The 16,917-nt window shown below is 52.8% G+C and carries 13 protein-coding genes and 5 tRNA genes; 1 reads left to right on the top strand and 17 read right to left on the bottom strand.

Features of this window, described 5'->3' with window-relative positions:
- Positions 1-270 precede the first annotated feature (270 nt).
- From JC793_RS04465 to gpt, 17 genes are all read right to left on the bottom strand, one after another.
- A tRNA-Arg gene (locus JC793_RS04465) sits at positions 271-347 on the bottom strand.
- Positions 348-371: 24 nt separating this feature from the next.
- A tRNA-Arg gene (locus JC793_RS04460) sits at positions 372-448 on the bottom strand.
- A gap of 52 nt (positions 449-500) precedes the next feature.
- Positions 501-577, bottom strand: a tRNA-Arg gene (locus JC793_RS04455).
- 93 nt (positions 578-670) lie between these two features.
- A tRNA-Arg gene (locus tag JC793_RS04450) sits at positions 671-747 on the bottom strand.
- Between the two features lie 8 nt (positions 748-755).
- Positions 756-848, bottom strand: a tRNA-Ser gene (locus tag JC793_RS04445).
- 352 nt (positions 849-1,200) lie between these two features.
- On the bottom strand, positions 1,201-1,392 hold the full coding sequence (gene csrA / locus JC793_RS04440) for a carbon storage regulator CsrA (RefSeq protein WP_004237871.1): 192 nt from the start codon (positions 1,390-1,392) through the stop codon (positions 1,201-1,203).
- A 229-nt stretch (positions 1,393-1,621) separates the two neighbouring features.
- The gene (alaS, locus tag JC793_RS04435; protein ID WP_166707176.1) at positions 1,622-4,249 is read right to left on the bottom strand and encodes an alanine--tRNA ligase; all 2,628 of its coding nucleotides are present in this window, start codon (positions 4,247-4,249) and stop codon (positions 1,622-1,624) included.
- 371 nt (positions 4,250-4,620) lie between these two features.
- The gene (gene recA, locus JC793_RS04430; protein WP_004237869.1) at positions 4,621-5,691 is read right to left on the bottom strand and encodes a recombinase RecA; all 1,071 of its coding nucleotides are present in this window, start codon (positions 5,689-5,691) and stop codon (positions 4,621-4,623) included.
- 88 nt (positions 5,692-5,779) lie between these two features.
- Positions 5,780-6,301: a nicotinamide-nucleotide amidase gene (pncC, locus tag JC793_RS04425; RefSeq protein ID WP_112550334.1), complete on the bottom strand. Its 522-nt coding sequence runs from the start codon at positions 6,299-6,301 to the stop codon at positions 5,780-5,782.
- A gap of 12 nt (positions 6,302-6,313) precedes the next feature.
- A complete protein-coding gene (gene lplT / locus JC793_RS04420) occupies positions 6,314-7,510 on the bottom strand; it encodes a lysophospholipid transporter LplT (RefSeq protein WP_046895209.1) in 1,197 nt (398 codons plus the stop codon).
- The gene (gene aas / locus JC793_RS04415) at positions 7,507-9,660 is read right to left on the bottom strand and encodes a bifunctional acyl-ACP--phospholipid O-acyltransferase/long-chain-fatty-acid--ACP ligase (RefSeq protein ID WP_218427618.1); all 2,154 of its coding nucleotides are present in this window, start codon (positions 9,658-9,660) and stop codon (positions 7,507-7,509) included. Before aas ends, lplT begins: the two co-directional genes overlap by 4 nt.
- A 153-nt stretch (positions 9,661-9,813) precedes the next feature.
- Positions 9,814-10,347: a shikimate kinase AroL gene (gene aroL / locus JC793_RS04410; RefSeq protein WP_046895207.1), complete on the bottom strand. Its 534-nt coding sequence runs from the start codon at positions 10,345-10,347 to the stop codon at positions 9,814-9,816.
- Positions 10,348-10,499: 152 nt separating this feature from the next.
- Entirely contained in the window at positions 10,500-11,753 is a 1,254-nt protein-coding gene (proA, locus tag JC793_RS04405) for a glutamate-5-semialdehyde dehydrogenase (RefSeq protein ID WP_052926448.1), read from the bottom strand.
- A gap of 12 nt (positions 11,754-11,765) precedes the next feature.
- Entirely contained in the window at positions 11,766-12,869 is a 1,104-nt protein-coding gene (gene proB / locus JC793_RS04400; RefSeq protein WP_046895205.1) for a glutamate 5-kinase, read from the bottom strand.
- Between the two features lie 93 nt (positions 12,870-12,962).
- Positions 12,963-13,364: a sigma factor-binding protein Crl gene (gene crl / locus JC793_RS04395; RefSeq protein WP_080948057.1), complete on the bottom strand. Its 402-nt coding sequence runs from the start codon at positions 13,362-13,364 to the stop codon at positions 12,963-12,965.
- Positions 13,365-13,432: 68 nt separating this feature from the next.
- Positions 13,433-14,680 (bottom strand): esterase FrsA, encoded by a 1,248-nt coding sequence (gene frsA, locus JC793_RS04390; RefSeq protein WP_218427616.1) that lies wholly within the window; start codon positions 14,678-14,680, stop codon positions 13,433-13,435.
- A 9-nt stretch (positions 14,681-14,689) separates the two neighbouring features.
- Positions 14,690-15,148 (bottom strand): xanthine phosphoribosyltransferase, encoded by a 459-nt coding sequence (gpt, locus tag JC793_RS04385; protein WP_024472638.1) that lies wholly within the window; start codon positions 15,146-15,148, stop codon positions 14,690-14,692.
- 268 nt (positions 15,149-15,416) lie between these two features.
- Here gpt and pepD point away from each other — a divergent pair, with 268 nt between their 5' ends.
- Positions 15,417-16,877 carry a beta-Ala-His dipeptidase gene (pepD, locus tag JC793_RS04380; RefSeq protein ID WP_166707172.1) on the top strand — a complete coding sequence of 487 codons (1,461 nt, stop codon included), beginning with the start codon at positions 15,417-15,419 and terminating at the stop codon, positions 16,875-16,877.
- Positions 16,878-16,917 lie beyond the last annotated feature (40 nt).

The following is a 16,917-nucleotide window of genomic DNA, read 5'->3' as shown; positions in this document are numbered from 1 at the left end:
CTCCCGTCCTGATTATGGATATTATTCATAAGGGGGATACTTTATCGCAAAGCCGGGTTATTGTCGCTGTGATTCAGCCCTGCCCCACACAAACGGAACAGCAGAAACAACTGCCGTTACAATACATTATCCCTCTTACACGTCATTGCTGTACGATCAGTTTCAGAAGCATCTGTACTTCAGATAAGGAGTATGACGTAAAAACGGATTCGATTCAGTGACGGGAAAAACGGAAAAAAAAAACCCCGCTCAAAGAGCGGGGTTTTTATATGGTGCACCCGAGAGGATTCGAACCTCTGACCGCCCGGTTCGTAGCCGGGTACTCTATCCAGCTGAGCTACGGGTGCTGAATATGGGATAAGAGAGGAAGATGGTGCACCCGAGAGGATTCGAACCTCTGACCGCCCGGTTCGTAGCCGGGTACTCTATCCAGCTGAGCTACGGGTGCATCGCATACTAATTCTGTTACCGGAAATCAGTTTTGAAATAAAGTGATAAGATGGTGCACCCGAGAGGATTCGAACCTCTGACCGCCCGGTTCGTAGCCGGGTACTCTATCCAGCTGAGCTACGGGTGCGTACCTTAAAACATCTTTTCAGAACTGATTTTTTTATTTTAGCATTTTCTTTTGCCAAAATAAAAACCCCATGACAGTATCGTGGGGTTTAAATGGTGCACCCGAGAGGATTCGAACCTCTGACCGCCCGGTTCGTAGCCGGGTACTCTATCCAGCTGAGCTACGGGTGCAATCTGAATGGCGGTGAGAGAGGGATTCGAACCCTCGATGCAGCTTTTGACCGCATACTCCCTTAGCAGGGGAGCGCCTTCAGCCTCTCGGCCATCTCACCATTGTTTCAGACCACACAACGATGAATTTCGTTTCCGTCATCTCGTCGTCGTGTGGCGCACATATTACTTTCCCCCACTGAGAAGTCAAACAATTTTTCCCAACTTTTTAAGATCTCACGATCGTTTGCACAATTACCGCGCACTATGTTGATTTTCACAACGATACGTGCGTTTTTCCGGCGGCATGAATCCCGTCTGCATCACGCAGCGGTGCAGAAAAAATGTGGCAGCAAAAGAGAAAGTAACAGAATGACGGGCGATTTTTGCAGGAAAAAAAGTGAAGAACCGGGATAATAGCGGCAGGAAGAAAAGAAGAAGGCGCCCGTCGCGGTAACGAGCGCGCCTCACAACTTAATAGTTATTATTATTGGGTTGAGATTTTTCAGCCTGGATCCGCTGGTAAATTTCTTCACGGTGAACAGAAACCTCTTTTGGGGCGTTGACACCAATTCGTACCTGGTTTCCTTTAACACCCAGTACAGTCACTGTTACCTCATCGCCTATCATGAGTGTTTCACCAACTCGACGAGTCAGAATAAGCATTCTTTGCTCCTTGAAATATTAAAAGAGTCGGGCCACTGAGTTTACCCGCCATTATCCATCCAACACCGTGAAAGCGTATAGCAATGATTATTTGTAAACTATATGTAGTTTTATACACATTGCAATATTTAGTGTAGTTAAAAATTGCGACCTAACGTTAGTGATACAAAGACGTTATCACCAATATCAGGAGCACGCCGGAGCGCGCCCCTGTTCAGATATACTCCGATTACAGGTGAGATGCCACCCAGCTTTCAACGCTTGCCATCGCAGCAGGTAAAGCAGCGGTATCTGTCCCGCCGGCTTGAGCCATATCCGGACGACCGCCTCCTTTACCACCGATTTGTTCAGCAATAAAGGCAACCAGTTCGCCGGCTTTGACTTTGCCGGTCAGATCTTTTGTTACACCTGCAATGAGACTAACTTTATCATCACTGATAGTTGAAAGCACAATAATTCCAGAGCTTAATTGATTTTTTAGATCATCAACCATCGTCCGCAGCATTTTAGGTTCGGCGTTAGTCAGTTGTTTCACCAGAAGTTTAACACCGTTCACTGAAACGGCATCTTTGGTCATGGAGGAACTTTCCTGCGCAGCCTGCTGTTCTTTGAGTTGCTGTAACTCTTTTTCCAGACTGCGGATTTTATCCAGTGCGGCTTTTACTTTCTCGCTCACACCCGCTTCATCACTTTTCACCAGCTGTGCCACGGAAGTCAGTGCATCAGACTGCTGATTCACGCTTTCCAGTGCGCCGATACCGGTGACCGCTTCAATACGGCGGATACCGGCCGCTGTGGCGGATTCGCTGACAATACGGAACAGACCGATATCACCGGTGCGCGCAGCGTGAGTACCGCCGCACAGCTCGGTTGAGAAGTCACCCATGCTCAGTACACGGACACGTTCATCGTATTTTTCACCGAACAGTGCCATCGCACCTTTGGCTTTCGCGTCTTCCAGATCCATCAGCTCAGTCACAACCGGCTCATTTTTACGGATTTCGGCGTTGACCAGTGCTTCCACTTCCCGGATTTGTGCCGGTGTCATGGCTTCAAAATGAGAGAAGTCAAAACGCAGGTATTTATCATTTACCAGCGAGCCTTTCTGTGACACATGCTCACCCAGAACCTGACGCAGTGCGGCATGCATCAGGTGCGTTGCCGAGTGGTTCAGGCGGATGGCGTTACGGCGCTCTTCATCAATTTTCGCCGTAATTTTGTGGTTCACAGTCAGTTTACCGCTCACCACACGACCGGCATGACCGATCGCCTGGCCGTATTTCTGCGTATCCAGAACGCTGAACTGAGCATCGTTGCCGGACAGCACACCGGTATCACCGACCTGGCCGCCGGATTCCGCGTAAAATGCGGTTTTATCCAGGATCACCAGACCTTCATCACCGGCGTTCAGCTCTGTGACCGGCTGACCTTCTTTGTACAGCGCAACAATCGTTGCCGTCTGCTCATTGTGGTCATAACCGGAGAAATCACTGCGTTTGTCGACTTTGATAAGGCTGTTGTAGTCAGCACCGAAGCCGCTGTTTTCACGGGCACGGCGGCGCTGTTCTTCCATTGCCGCTTCAAAACCGGCTTCGTCCACTTTCAGGTTACGTTCGCGGCAGACGTCTGCGGTCAGATCCAGCGGGAAACCATAGGTGTCATAAAGACGGAATGCGGCTTCACCGCTCAGGGTATCCCCGGTCAGTGAGGCTAATTCATCATCCAGCAGTTGCAGACCACGTTCCAGCGTACGGGCAAACTGCTCTTCTTCTGACTTCAGTACTTTCTCAACCATCACACGCTGGCGGGCCAGCTCTTCACCGGCAGACTCCATCACGTCGATCAGCGGAGCAACCAGTTTATAGAAGAAGGTGTCTTTTGCGCCGAGCATGTAACCATGACGGACAGCACGACGGATGATACGGCGCAGCACGTAACCGCGGCCTTCATTGGACGGAATAACACCGTCGCAAATCAGGAAGGCACAAGAGCGGATATGGTCGGCGATCACCCGCAGTGATTTGCTGGTCAGGTCTTCAGCGCCGGTCACTTTCGCCACATCAGCGATCAGTTTACGGAACAGGTCGATGTCATAGTTGGAGTTGACGTGCTGGAGAACAGCTGTAATACGCTCCAGGCCCATACCGGTATCAACAGATGGCTTCGGCAGCGGCTCTAATGTACCGTCAGACTGACGGTTGAACTGCATAAAGACGATGTTCCAGATCTCGATATAACGGTCGCCGTCTTCTTCCGGTGATCCCGGAGGACCGCCCCAGATGTGGTCGCCGTGGTCAAAGAAAATTTCAGTACACGGACCGCACGGGCCGGTATCGCCCATCTGCCAGAAGTTGTCAGAGGCGTATTGGGCGCCTTTGTTATCACCGATGCGGATAATGCGTTCAGCCGGCACACCGACTTCATCTTTCCAGATGTTGTACGCTTCGTCATCGGTGGCATAGACGGTTACCCACAGCTTGTCTTTCGGCAGGTTAAACCATTCTTTGCCGGTCAGCAGTTCCCAGGCGAAATTAATGGCATCGTGTTTGAAGTAATCGCCGAAGCTGAAGTTACCCAGCATTTCAAAGAAGGTGTGGTGACGTGCAGTATAGCCGACGTTTTCCAGGTCGTTGTGCTTACCACCGGCGCGGACACAGCGCTGCGCTGTGGTGGCACGGGTGTAAGGACGTTTATCCAGGCCCAGGAAAACATCTTTGAATTGGTTCATCCCTGCATTAGTAAAAAGCAGCGTTGGGTCGTTGTTTGGAACCAGCGAACTGCTCTGGACAATCTGATGTCCTTTTGTATGGAAAAAGTCGAGAAACGCTTGACGGATCTCAGCGGTGCTTTTGCTCATATTTATCCCGAAATCAAGCTGAAATAATAAGATTTATGAAATGCGAAACAGACTGTGAAGCCGCTCCGATTCAACCTTCGGATCAATCAAGGCGGAGAGAAATTTAAGGGTTTCCCTTGAACATTAATTCCCAGATAAATCCATTCGCTGTACCCATTGTAAAGCGAATAAACTTTTTCTGAAAGTCTGTTCGCACAAACGACGCTCATCCGGCCGGGAGCGCAGTTTCTGTATCAGGAACACATAGCGGGAGACAAAGGCAGGCTGTTATACGCAGACAAAAAGAAAGCCGTACCCGTCACGGATACAGCTTTCGAAATAACTCAATGATTTTATTACTGTAAATTCTTTAATTCGTGTAATTCTGTGAATTAAAACTCTTCGTTGCCTGCATCTTCAGTTTCACTTTCTTCATTGAAACTTTCTGCTGCGGTACTGAATTCACCGGAATGGTTCAGTAATAACTCACGTAATTTTTTGTCCAGTTCATCGGCCATTTCCGGATGTTCTTTCAGGTAGATAGTGGCGTTTGCCTTACCCTGACCGATTTTTTCACCGTTGTAGCTGTACCATGCACCGGCTTTCTCAACCAGTTTATGTTTCACACCCAGGTCAATCAGTTCGCCCATGGTGTTGATACCTTCACCGTACATGATCTGGAACTCAGCCTGTTTGAACGGTGCAGCCACTTTGTTTTTCACCACTTTCACGCGGGTTTCGCTGCCGACCACTTCATCGCCGTTTTTCACTGCGCCGATACGGCGGATATCCAGACGAACAGACGCATAGAATTTCAGTGCGTTACCCCCGGTGGTAGTTTCCGGGTTACCGAACATCACACCAATCTTCATACGGATCTGGTTGATGAAGATCAGCAGGGTGTTAGAGTTTTTCAGGTTACCGGCCAGTTTACGCATTGCCTGGCTCATCATACGTGCTGCCAGACCCATGTGAGAATCACCGATTTCACCTTCGATTTCAGCTTTTGGTGTCAGTGCGGCCACGGAGTCAACAATGATGACATCAACCGCACCGGAGCGGGTTAAGGCATCACAGATTTCCAGTGCCTGCTCACCTGTGTCCGGCTGGGAGCACAGCAGGTTATCAATATCCACACCCAGTTTCTTGGCATAGACCGGATCCAGTGCGTGTTCCGCATCGATAAACGCACACACACGACCCTGACGCTGTGCAGCCGCGATGACCTGTAACGTCAGCGTGGTTTTACCGGAAGATTCAGGCCCGTAGATTTCAACAATACGACCCAGCGGCAGACCACCTGCACCCAGTGCAACGTCCAGTGCCAGAGAGCCGGTTGAGATGGTTTCCACGTCCATGGAACGGTCTTCGCCCAGACGCATGATTGAACCTTTACCGAACTGCTTCTCGATCTGACCTAAGGCTGCTGCCAGTGCTTTCTGTTTGTTCTCATCAATAGCCATGTAAACTCCCTTCTCAGCCCCTGAGACAGTGCCCCCGGGTTATTAAAATGGTTTCAACTGAATCTGTTGAAGTGATTATACTGTATAGTCATACAGTATCAAGCGATTTTTTTGTCAGAATTGCAATTAATCCGCCGAGCCCTTTCAGCACCGCCTGACAGCGTACCGCATTGCGATCGCCCGGAAAACACCAGCAGCGGGCAGCGGTTTTTATCTCTGCTTTTTCCCGCCACGCCCAGCCGAACCAGACGGTTCCCACCGGCTTTTCATCGCTGCCGCCATCCGGCCCGGCAATGCCGCTGACCGAGACAGCCAGATCCGCACCTGCGGTATCCAGCGCCCCGGCGGCCATTTCCCGCACCACTGCCTCACTGACCGCACCAAAGACAGATAATGATTGTTCTGATACCCCGATCATACTGTGTTTGGCATCATTACTGTAGGTGACAAACCCGCGCTGAAAATACGCCGAACTGCCCGCGATATCCGTGATCACCTTGGCAATCCATCCGCCGGTGCAGGATTCTGCCGCTGTAACACTCAGGCCGGCCTCAAGGAGATAATGCCCCAGTTCTGTACTGCGCCGGGTCAGAGCCTGTTCATCATGCATCTGTCACTCCTGTTATGAAATCTGTTTTTTGCGGCGGATATCCCAGAGCCATAACCCGCCGATCGCGAGGGCAAACAGGCTGCCGAACGCCGCACCGATCACCACTACCGGCACACCGGCTTTGACCGCCAGGGAATACAGCCCCAGCATCAGCAGCATCGCGCCGTTTTCCCCCATATTCTGTACCGCAATGGCGTTACCCGCCCCGACCGTCTCTTTGCCGCGCTTTTGCAGCAGCGCATTGAGCGGCACCACAAACAGGCCGCCGAATACGCCGAGCAGAATCAGCGTGATATTGGCCGGTATCACCGAAGTCTGAAAGGTGAATATAATCACCATCACGCCGATCAGAATCCCGGCCGGCATACAACGGCGTACCGTTTCCAGGGTAATAAAGCGGGCCGCCAGACCGGCTCCGGCCACAATTCCGACAGCCACCATCGCATTAAGGAGTGTCGGCATGGTCTGACCGGTGATCCCCAGTGCCGCCGGTACCCACAATACCAGCATCAGCCGCAGTGTCACCCCCGCTCCCCAGAACAGACTGGTACCGGTCAGGGAAAAACGGCTTTCCTGATTTTTCCACAACGATACCGTGGCACGGAAAAAAGTGCTCATCATCGTGCGCGGGTTACGGCTCAGCCCGGTTTTTGCCGGGGGCAGGCGCGGAATACTGAGATTGGTCAGCGCCGCCAGTCCGTACATCACCGTGCATAAAATCAGCGCCATCATAATATGGTAATCAGACAGGAAACCGCCGGTTACTGATCCCAGCAGGATCGCCACAATGGTCGAGGCTTCAATCAGCCCGTTGGCTTTTACCAGCTGTTCACCGGTCGTCAGTTCACCGAGTATCCCGTATTTTGCCGGGGAATACGCGGCAGCACCCACCCCTATCAGCCCGTATCCCAGGAACGGGTCTGCGCCGAGGCAGATCACCACCGCACCGATCAGCTTACAGCCGTTCGACAGCAGCATAACCCGCCCTTTCGGGAAGCTGTCAGCAATCTGTCCGACAAACGGCGCCAGTACAATAAAGGTCAGCACAAACACCATTTGCAGCATCGGCTGGCTCCACTCCGGATAGTGCCGGGCGCTGAGCTGAGCAAGGATAGCAAACAGAATCGCGTTATCCGCAAACGCAGTAATAAACTGCGAAATCAGTACCGCTTTCATGCCTTTGTTCAGTAACGGGGCAGATGCTGTCATATCTGCGGCTCCTGTAATGCCTGCTGCTTCAGTGTGACGAAGTCCGGTTTACCGCTGCCGAGTACCGGCAGTTGTCTGATATAACGGATATCACGCGGGACAGCCAGTTCCGGCAATCCTTTTGCTTTTGCCTGTGCCATCAGTTGTGCACGATCCAGTTCGCTGTCTGTGGTAAACATCACCAGCGCTTCGCCGCGTTTTGCATCCGGTTTTGTCACCACCGCATGCAGTTTATCCGGCGAGACACTCAGTGCCAGTTGTTCAACGCTCTCCAGTGAGATCATTTCACCGGCCAGTTTGGCAAACCGCTTCACCCGCCCGCGGATGGTAATGAATCCGTCTTTATCCACCGTGACGATATCGCCGGTGTCATACCAGCCGGGCTGCGCCTCACCCTGCGCGTTTTCCGCTGACGGCGGCTCAGTATGCCCCGGTTTTTCCACCCGCAGATACCCTTTCATGACATTCGGGCCGCGAACCTGCAACAGTCCGCCATTATCAATCCCGGCGACCGGCAGAAGACGTGATTCCATTCCCGGTACCAGCCGTCCGACCGTGCCGGTGCGGGCCGCCATCGGCACGTTGATGGAAATAACCGGTGCACACTCTGTCACCCCGTAGCCTTCCAGGATGCGCAGGCCAAATTTATCCTGCCAGGCCTGTTTGGTGCCTTCCGCCAGTTTTTCTGCCCCGGCCACCGCATAGCGGACACGGGCAAAATCATACGGATGCGCAAAGCGGGCATAGTTGGCGAGGAAGGTGGAAGTACCGAAAATCACTGTACAGTTCTGATCATAGGTCAGTTCCGGCACCATGCGGTAATGCAGCGGGCTCGGATAGAGGAAGATACGGCTGCCGCACAACAGCGGCGTAAACAGTCCGGCGGTCAGACCGAAAGCGTGAAACAGCGGCAGTGCTGACATAAACCGGTCTTTCGGCGTGAAATCCGCAACGGTTTTAATCTGTTCCACGTTAGCCAGCAGAGAGTCGTGGCTGTGTACCACGCCTTTTGGTGTGCCTTCCGAACCGGAGGTAAAGAGAATAATGGCATCATCTTCCGGTTTCTGCGGCAGCAGTGCCGCCTGCGGCGTAATCAGATGGCGCATCACCCACAGTTTATCTTTCAGGGTAACGGATGCTTTTGCCTCTTCCAGATAAACCCAGTTGGCTTCTGTCAGTTGTTCCGGCAGATGTGTCAGTTTGCCCTTTTCCAGAAACTGACGTGAGGTGATGATGGTAGTGATACCGGCCGCTTTCATGGCATTACGCAACCCGGCGACACCCGCCGTGTAGTTGAGCAGCGCCGGAATACGGCGGCGCATGGAGGCACCGAGGATCGCCGCGGCCATCACCGTGGCATTCGGCAGCAGGAAACCGGTACGTTCCCCCTCTTTGGTATAGTGGCTGATAATGCAGCTCAGTCCGAGGGATTTTTTCAGCAGCCCCTGATAACTGTCCTCGCTGAAATTAATATCATCAATGATCCGCTGAAAACGCCCGTAGCGTTTTACCGCGCCGAGAAACGCCTGCGGCAGCGTCAGTGACGGGCGGCATGCCATGCGCGCGTTCATCATGATATCGCGCAGATGTTCCCCTGCCAGACGGCGGCGCTCTGCGGCACGGGGAGCTTCCGGCATCGGGATCACTTCCGGTGGCAGAACATGAATGGTGATGGCCGGGAAAACGTGACTTTTGATCACTTTGCGCATCCGGCTGAAAAACGTCAGTTCCGCACCGTCAATGCGCACCGGGATGACTTTTGCCCCTGTTTTGGCGGCAATAAAAGCAGCACCGTCATAGATTTTCATCAGGGAATCCGTGATAGTCACCCGCCCTTCCGGGAAGATCACTATCTGACGCCCTTTTTCCACTTCACGGATCAAATGCCGCAGTGCCAGCGGATTGCGCGGATCCACAGGGATAATATCAGCGATAGGTTTTAAGCAGCGGATAAAAAATGGTGTGGCGTAGTTAGTGTACATCGCGAACACCGGCCGGGTCGGCAGGAATAATCCCAGCAGAACACCATCAATAAAAGAGGCATGGTTCGGGGTGATAACACTTCGCGGTTGATTAAGATTACTCAGGTCACCGGTAACACGAATGCGGAATAATCCGCGGAGCAGTGCACGTAACACATTCATCAACATACTGAATTCCCTGTGTATTTATTATTCCGCCAATCGGTTTGGCGGGCAGACGCATCAATAATAACACAGCGGATTGATTAACCAACTGACAGAACAGTACGGCATTATCTTTATTCGATTCGTGTCACTGTTCACAATAAAACAGCCGCAGAATTATACAGCGGCGTGAAGGCGGGTACAGATATGACTGATAAGTTCCGGTACAGGGCAGGTGGCATCCACCACAATATCCGCGCATTCCAGGTACAGCGGTTCGCGTTTGCTCAGGACTTCCGCCATCTCCTCCACAATGCATTTGCCGGTCAGACTCGGGCGCTGATGCGCCTGCGGAGTGTGTGACAGGCGTTCCGCCAGTGTTTCGGCACTGGCCCGCAGATATACCACTTTGCCGGCGGATTGCATAAATGCACGGTTTTCCGGCGCCATGACAATACCGCCGCCGGTTGACACCAGATGCAGCGGTTTGCTGACCTGACGCAGCACATCACTTTCCAGTTCACGGAAACGGCGCCAGCCCGATTGTTCCACCAGCTGAGAGATAGACATCCTGCACTGCTCTGTCACGCAGGCATCAGTGTCAATAAAATCGTACAATAATGCCTGAGCCAGCGGTTTGCCCAGAGTGGTTTTACCTGCTCCGCGAGCGCCGATAAGATAAATAACCGGTTTTTCATCCTGATGATTCATACTATCCGCTTCCCCGCAGGTGTTCAAAATATTTTACATAGGTGTAAATTAAGAGAGCCTATCATAGCGTACTCAGATAAAAAGCAAAAGTGCGATCCGCAGAACGGTTGTCATCTGACAAAAAAACGCCCTGCGGATACCTGATGATCCGGTTATGAACGGATAGTGTGGTCGCCGGTACCAATCCATTTATACGTGGTCAGCGCCGTCAGCCCCATCGGGCCGCGGGCGTGCAGTTTCTGTGTGCTGACGGCGACTTCCGCCCCCAGCCCGAACTGACCGCCATCGGTGAAACGGGTACTGGCGTTAACATACACGGCTGATGAATCAATATTTAATACGAAATAATCAGCCTGAGACATAGATTGCGTCAGAATCGATTCTGAGTGCTGTGTGCCGTAATGACGGATATGCTCAATCGCACCGTCAATATCAGGCACAATCACCACATTCAGGTCGAGAGATAACCATTCATCTGACAACTGCGCATCAGTCACCGCTTCTGCTTTTGCCGGGCCGTTTTTCAGCAATGCCAGCGCCGCCGGATCGGCATGCAGGGTGACATTGTCAGCAGCCATTTTGTCACTCAGCAGCGGCAGAAATTCCGCCGCGACTTTTTCATGTACCAGCAGTGTTTCCACCGCATTACAGACACCCGGACGCTGCACTTTCGCATTCGTGATGACCGGCAGTGCTTTATGCAGATCGGCGGTCTCATCAACATAAATATGGCACACACCGATACCGCCGGTGATCACCGGAATAGTGGACTGCTCGCGGCATAAGCGGTGCAGAGCGGCACCGCCGCGCGGGATAAGAATATCCACATAGCGATCCATCTTCAGTAATTCATTGACCAGTGCGCGATCCGGATTATCAATGGCCTGAATCGCGGCCTGCGGCAGCCCGCATTCACTGAGCGCCTGCTGGATCACACTGACAACCGCCACATTCGTATTATGTGTTTCTTTGCCGCCGCGCAGGATCACCGCATTCCCGGTTTTCAGACACAGCGAGGCAACATCCACCGTGACATTCGGACGAGCTTCATAAATCACACCGACCACGCCCAGCGGGACACGGCGGCGCTCAAGACGCAATCCGCTGTCCAGCACACCGCCGTCAATCACTTCCCCGACCGGATCTGCCAGCTGACACACTTTACGCACATCAGCAGCAATACTTTCCAGACGCGCCTGAGTCAGCAACAGACGATCAAGCATCGCCTCAGATGTCCCCTGCTCACGGGCTTTGGCAATATCGAGTTCATTGGCAGCAAGGATCGGGGCGCTGTTTTGCTCCAGCAGATCGGCAATACGGGCCAGTGCCCGGTTCTTTTGTTTTCCGGAGAGCTGAGCCAGTACCCGGGAGGCGGCTTTGGCCGCTTTACCTGTTTGTTCTAACATATGCTGATATCCTTAACTGACAATCATATCGTCGCGGTGGACAGCCACTGCGCCGTATTCATAACCTAAAACCGTGCTGATTTCCTGTGACTGCCGTCCGGCAATCAGGCGCAGCGCATCGCTGTTATAACGGCAGACACCGTGTGCCAGATCCCGGCCGTTCAGAGCCCGGATGCGGACAACCTCACCGCGTGAGAAATTACCGTTCACGGTTCTGATACCGCTCGGCAGCAGAGAACTGCCCTTATCTTTCAGCGCTTTCTCCGCGCCGTCATCCACAATGATTTCGCCGGCAGGCGGTGCCCCGAAGATCCACTGCTTACGCGCTTCCATCGGCGCTTTTTTCCCGAAGAACCGGGTGCCGACCGGAATATCATCGATGACATCACAAATCACCCCGGCGCGATCACCGGCAGCAATAATGACATCAATTCCCGCACGCCCTGCGACCGTCGCAGCCTGAAGCTTGGTCGCCATTCCGCCGGTGCCCAGCCCGGATACGCTGTCGCCTGCGACACTGCGCAGCTCATCACTGATATCGTGCACTTCGGCAATCAGAGTGGCATCCGGGTTGCTGCGCGGATCCGCGGTATACAGCCCCTCAATATCCGTCAGCAGCAGGAGTTTATCCGCCCCGCCGAGAATAGCGGCCAGCGCGGAGAGGTTATCGTTATCCCCGACTTTGATTTCCGCTGTGGCAACCGCATCATTCTCATTAATGACCGGCACGATACCGTTATCCAGCAGCGCGGTCAGTGTGTCACGGGCATTCAGGAAACGCTCGCGGTCTTCCATATCCGCGCGGGTCAGCAGCATCTGGCCGATATGAATACCGTAAATAGAAAACAGTCGTTCCCACAACTGGATCAGGCGGCTCTGTCCGACCGCAGCCAGCAGCTGTTTGGACGCAATGGTGGCGGGGAGTTCAGGGTAACCGAGATGTTCACGTCCGGCAGCAATCGCCCCGGAAGTCACAATAATAATACGATGCCCTTTTTCATACTGCTGCGCACACTGCCGGACCAGTTCAACGATCCGCGCCTGATTTAAATGTCGTGATCCGCCGGTCAGCACACTTGTGCCCAGTTTGACAACCAGCGTTTGGCTGCTATTCATTGCGTTCTACCATTATTTTGCGAGATAAGAAAAGATGACCTGTTTTAACAGGTGATGCGCGCCATGCCAACAGGCACAACGCAAAACCGGACATTAATCCGGCTGCTTTCCGGGGGGCGGTGATTCCGGTGACGGCGTCAGAGACAGATCCAGTTCCTGAAGAACGGCCTGTAAACGGGGATAAAAATCAGTCAGCGTTTTTCTGACTGCATCGCAGGTTTCTTTATCAGACACTGTTTTTTTCTGCCAGAGCCCGTTTTTATCAAATACCCCGGTATGGTATTCAGAGACGAACCCGGTTTCCTGCGGGATCAGTGACAGCCACCAGCCATAAAACTCACGTTTTTCCGGTGCGGCTGATGCATTCACACACACCGCCAGACAATCAAAAAAATAATGCCCTTCCTGACACTGCGGCTCACGGATATACGGACCCAATGCGGTAAAACATCGCAGCAACCTGCCGCGCGTGTAATCTGAAACCAGCGCCATCATCAAGCCTCCTTTCAGTGGAGGCTTAGTTGTAGCAAACAGACAGGAATTATCAATGGTTTTTATGCTGTTCAGGATAAAATTCTGGTGAGCCAGCGGGTCGCTTCATCCAGCGATTTATGAAAGGTGTCAAAAACCGGCGTCTGACCAAATTCCAGCAGTTTACCGTCAGCACTGGAGCGGGTAATCAGTTCCGATTCACTTTTCGGGCTGAACACATCCTCTTTCCAGCACATACTCAGTACCGGCAATGAACAGCGGCGGCCGAGCAGTCCCTGATTTTTCAGTGACAGGCAGCTGAGCCGGGAGCGGACGGTATCAGGGTCGGTACAGCGCGCTGCCGCACGGCTGGCCAGCACATCCATATACATGGCAGGAACCTGATCCTGCCGCTGCGGACTGACAAAGAGATCATGCACCACCGGTCCGAACAACACAGCGCCCCGCAACTGATGTGCGGATAAATACGCCATACGCATCGCCACATTGGCACCGAAACGCAGCCCCATCACAGCCACACGGGTGTGATCGATCCACGGTACATTGCGCAGCTGATCCAGCACCTGCTGGTGCATCAGACTGCTTTCCTGGCCTAATACCTGTTTGGCGGAGTAACCGACTGACGGCATATCCAGTGTCAGCAGGGCAATTCCCTGCGGTGCCAGATAATCACGGAAGTAGCGGCAATAATCACTTTGCAGATTATCCAGACTGCCGCACATCATCACGACCGGAAAAGCACCGGTTTTTCCCGGCGGGAGGTGCAGGAAAGCGCAGACATTGCCGCCGCTCTCCATTTTGAATTCAATTTTTTTCAGTTCATACGCAGCAAACCGGGCGGAATTTTCATACGCCTGATTTGCCAGAACTGTAGCCTGATCCGCCAGCTCATCCCCTTTCAGATGAGGATATCCCGCAATACTGTACAGATTTGCGGCAATCAGCCAGGCTTCACAGGCTTTGTCGCCGGATTCAAATTCCAGCGCTTTACGCTGCCACAACATCGCCTGCTGAGACCATTCATAAGCCCAGTTGCCGCGGCGGTAACCGATTACCGTATCCAGCAGTGTATCATCACTGCGGGGGGCATCGGATGCTGCGATACGGCTGAGAACCTCTTCGGTTTCCAGCGGCGGTATCCCCCGCCAGGCCCACATTAAGCGGTTAATCATGCGATACCAGCCCGGATGCGTACATCCGCTCAGGACGCTGCCCTTGACTTGTTTCATACCGGAACGGGTAAAATTCACCAGCACGGATGTCTCAGGGTGTTTGATTTTCGGCTTAAACAGTTTCTCTGACAGGTTCTGTTGTGTCATGGCATTCGCTTACTGATCGCAGATTGGTTTAACAAAACTGACGGTCATATCCCACGGCTGCTCGATCCAGGTATCCTGCGGGATATCAACCACATAATCGTCAACCAGCGGACGTCCGGCCGGTTTGGCAAAAATAGTGACGAAATGCGCTTTCGGATACATATCGCGGATCATCTGGGCAGTACCGCCGGTATCCACCAGATCATCAACGATGATAAATCCTTCACCGTCACCGTCGGCTTTTTTCAGGACTTTCATGTCGCGCTGATGGTCATGATCATAGCTGGAAATGCAGACAGTATCCACATGACGGATACCCAGTTCACGAGCGAGTAAAGCTCCCGGCACCAGACCACCGCGGCTTACGGCAATAATGCCTTTCCATTGTTCGGTTGGCATTAAACGCTGTGCCAGTTTACGGGCGTGCATTTGCAACATATCCCACGTTACGACGTATTTTTCGCTCATATCAGATTGATCCCGGCTTGATGATTTACAGAAAAGAGTCTTTTTTGCGGAAAAAAGGTTGCGCGAGATTATAGTGACTTGAGCCGCCAAAGACCAGAGTATCTGACAAATTCATCATAATTCCCTGTTATGACACACGCACTTTGTGTAAGAATTTGCTATTCTCCGGACATCGGATATTCGCGACCGCTCATTTTAAACAGCGTCACCGGCCGCCTTCAGGTATCCTCCCCCTTATAATGAAAAATGCAGTAACAGGAGATCGAACGTGTCTGAACTATCACAATTATTTCCGCAGCCGCTGTGGGACATTTTTGCCAAAATCTGCTCTATTCCTCACCCGTCCTACCACGAAGAGCAACTGGCCGCACATATCATTGAATGGGCAAAAGAAAAGGAATTCCACGTTGAACGCGACAGCGTCGGTAATATCCTGATCCGCAAACCGGCCAGCAAAGGCCTGGAAAACCGTAAAGCGGTCGTCCTGCAGGCGCACCTGGATATGGTGCCGCAGAAAAACAATGATACAGCACACGATTTCGAAAAAGATCCGATTCAGCCGTATATCGACGGCGACTGGGTTACCGCGAAAGGCACCACATTAGGTGCGGATAACGGTATCGGTATGGCATCTGCGCTGGCGGTGCTGGCTGATGATTCCGTCAAACATGGTCCGCTGGAAGTTCTGCTGACCATGACCGAAGAAGCCGGGATGGACGGCGCATTCGGTCTTCAGCCGGACTGGTTGCAGGCTGATATTCTGATCAACACCGATTCCGAAGAGGAAGGTGAGATTTATATGGGTTGTGCGGGCGGTATTGACGTCACCACCACCCTGGCACTGAGCCGTGAAGCCGTTCCGGCCGGTTACAGCATCTTTACCCTGACCCTGAAAGGTCTCAAAGGCGGCCACTCCGGCGGCGATATTCACCTGGGTCTGGGCAATGCCAACAAATTACTGGCCCGTTTCCTGGCCGGTCACGCCGCAGAACTCGGCGCGCGTCTGGTTGATTTTCAGGGCGGTACACTGCGCAACGCGATTCCGCGTGAAGGCCACATCACCCTGGCAGTACCGGCAGATAAAGCCGCACAGCTGAAATCACTGGCACAGACCTTTGAAGCTCTGCTCAGAGAAGAACTGGCACAGAAAGAGAAAAACCTGGTGGTCACCCTTGAAGCCGCAATTGCCGCTCAGGGTGTGCTGACCGCTGATGTGCAGTCCCGTTTTATCAATATGCTCAACGTAATGCCGAACGGCGTGATCCGCATGAGTGACGTGGTACCGGGCGTGGTCGAAACCTCACTGAACGTCGGTGTGGTGAAAATGAGTGAAGAGCGTGTGCAGGTTATCTGCCTGGTGCGTTCCCTGATTGAATCCGGCAAATCCTCTGTGGTCAGTATGCTGACCTCTCTGGCGGCACTGTCCGGTGCGGATATTGTTGCCGAAGGCGGTTATCCGGGCTGGCAGCCGGATGCTGACTCCCCGGTTATGCATCTGGTCAGCGAAACCTATCAGCAGCTGTTTGATAAAACGCCGAACATCATGGTGATCCACGCCGGTCTTGAGTGCGGTTTATTCAAAAAACCGTATCCGGACATGGACATGGTTTCCATCGGGCCGACCATCACCGGTGCTCACTCTCCGGATGAGCAGGTGCATATCAAGAGTGTCGGACAGTACTGGCAGTTACTGACCGCTATCTTAAAAGCGATCCCTGAAAAAGCATAACAGCATCATTCAGTTCAGCGGCGGAACATCTGTTCCGCCG

This window comes from Morganella morganii, from assembly GCF_019242955.1.
Taxonomy (GTDB): Bacteria; Pseudomonadota; Gammaproteobacteria; order Enterobacterales; family Enterobacteriaceae; genus Morganella; species Morganella sibonii.
The sequence above is the reverse complement of the archived record's forward strand: the minus strand, read 5'-3'. Positions and strand labels throughout refer to the sequence as shown.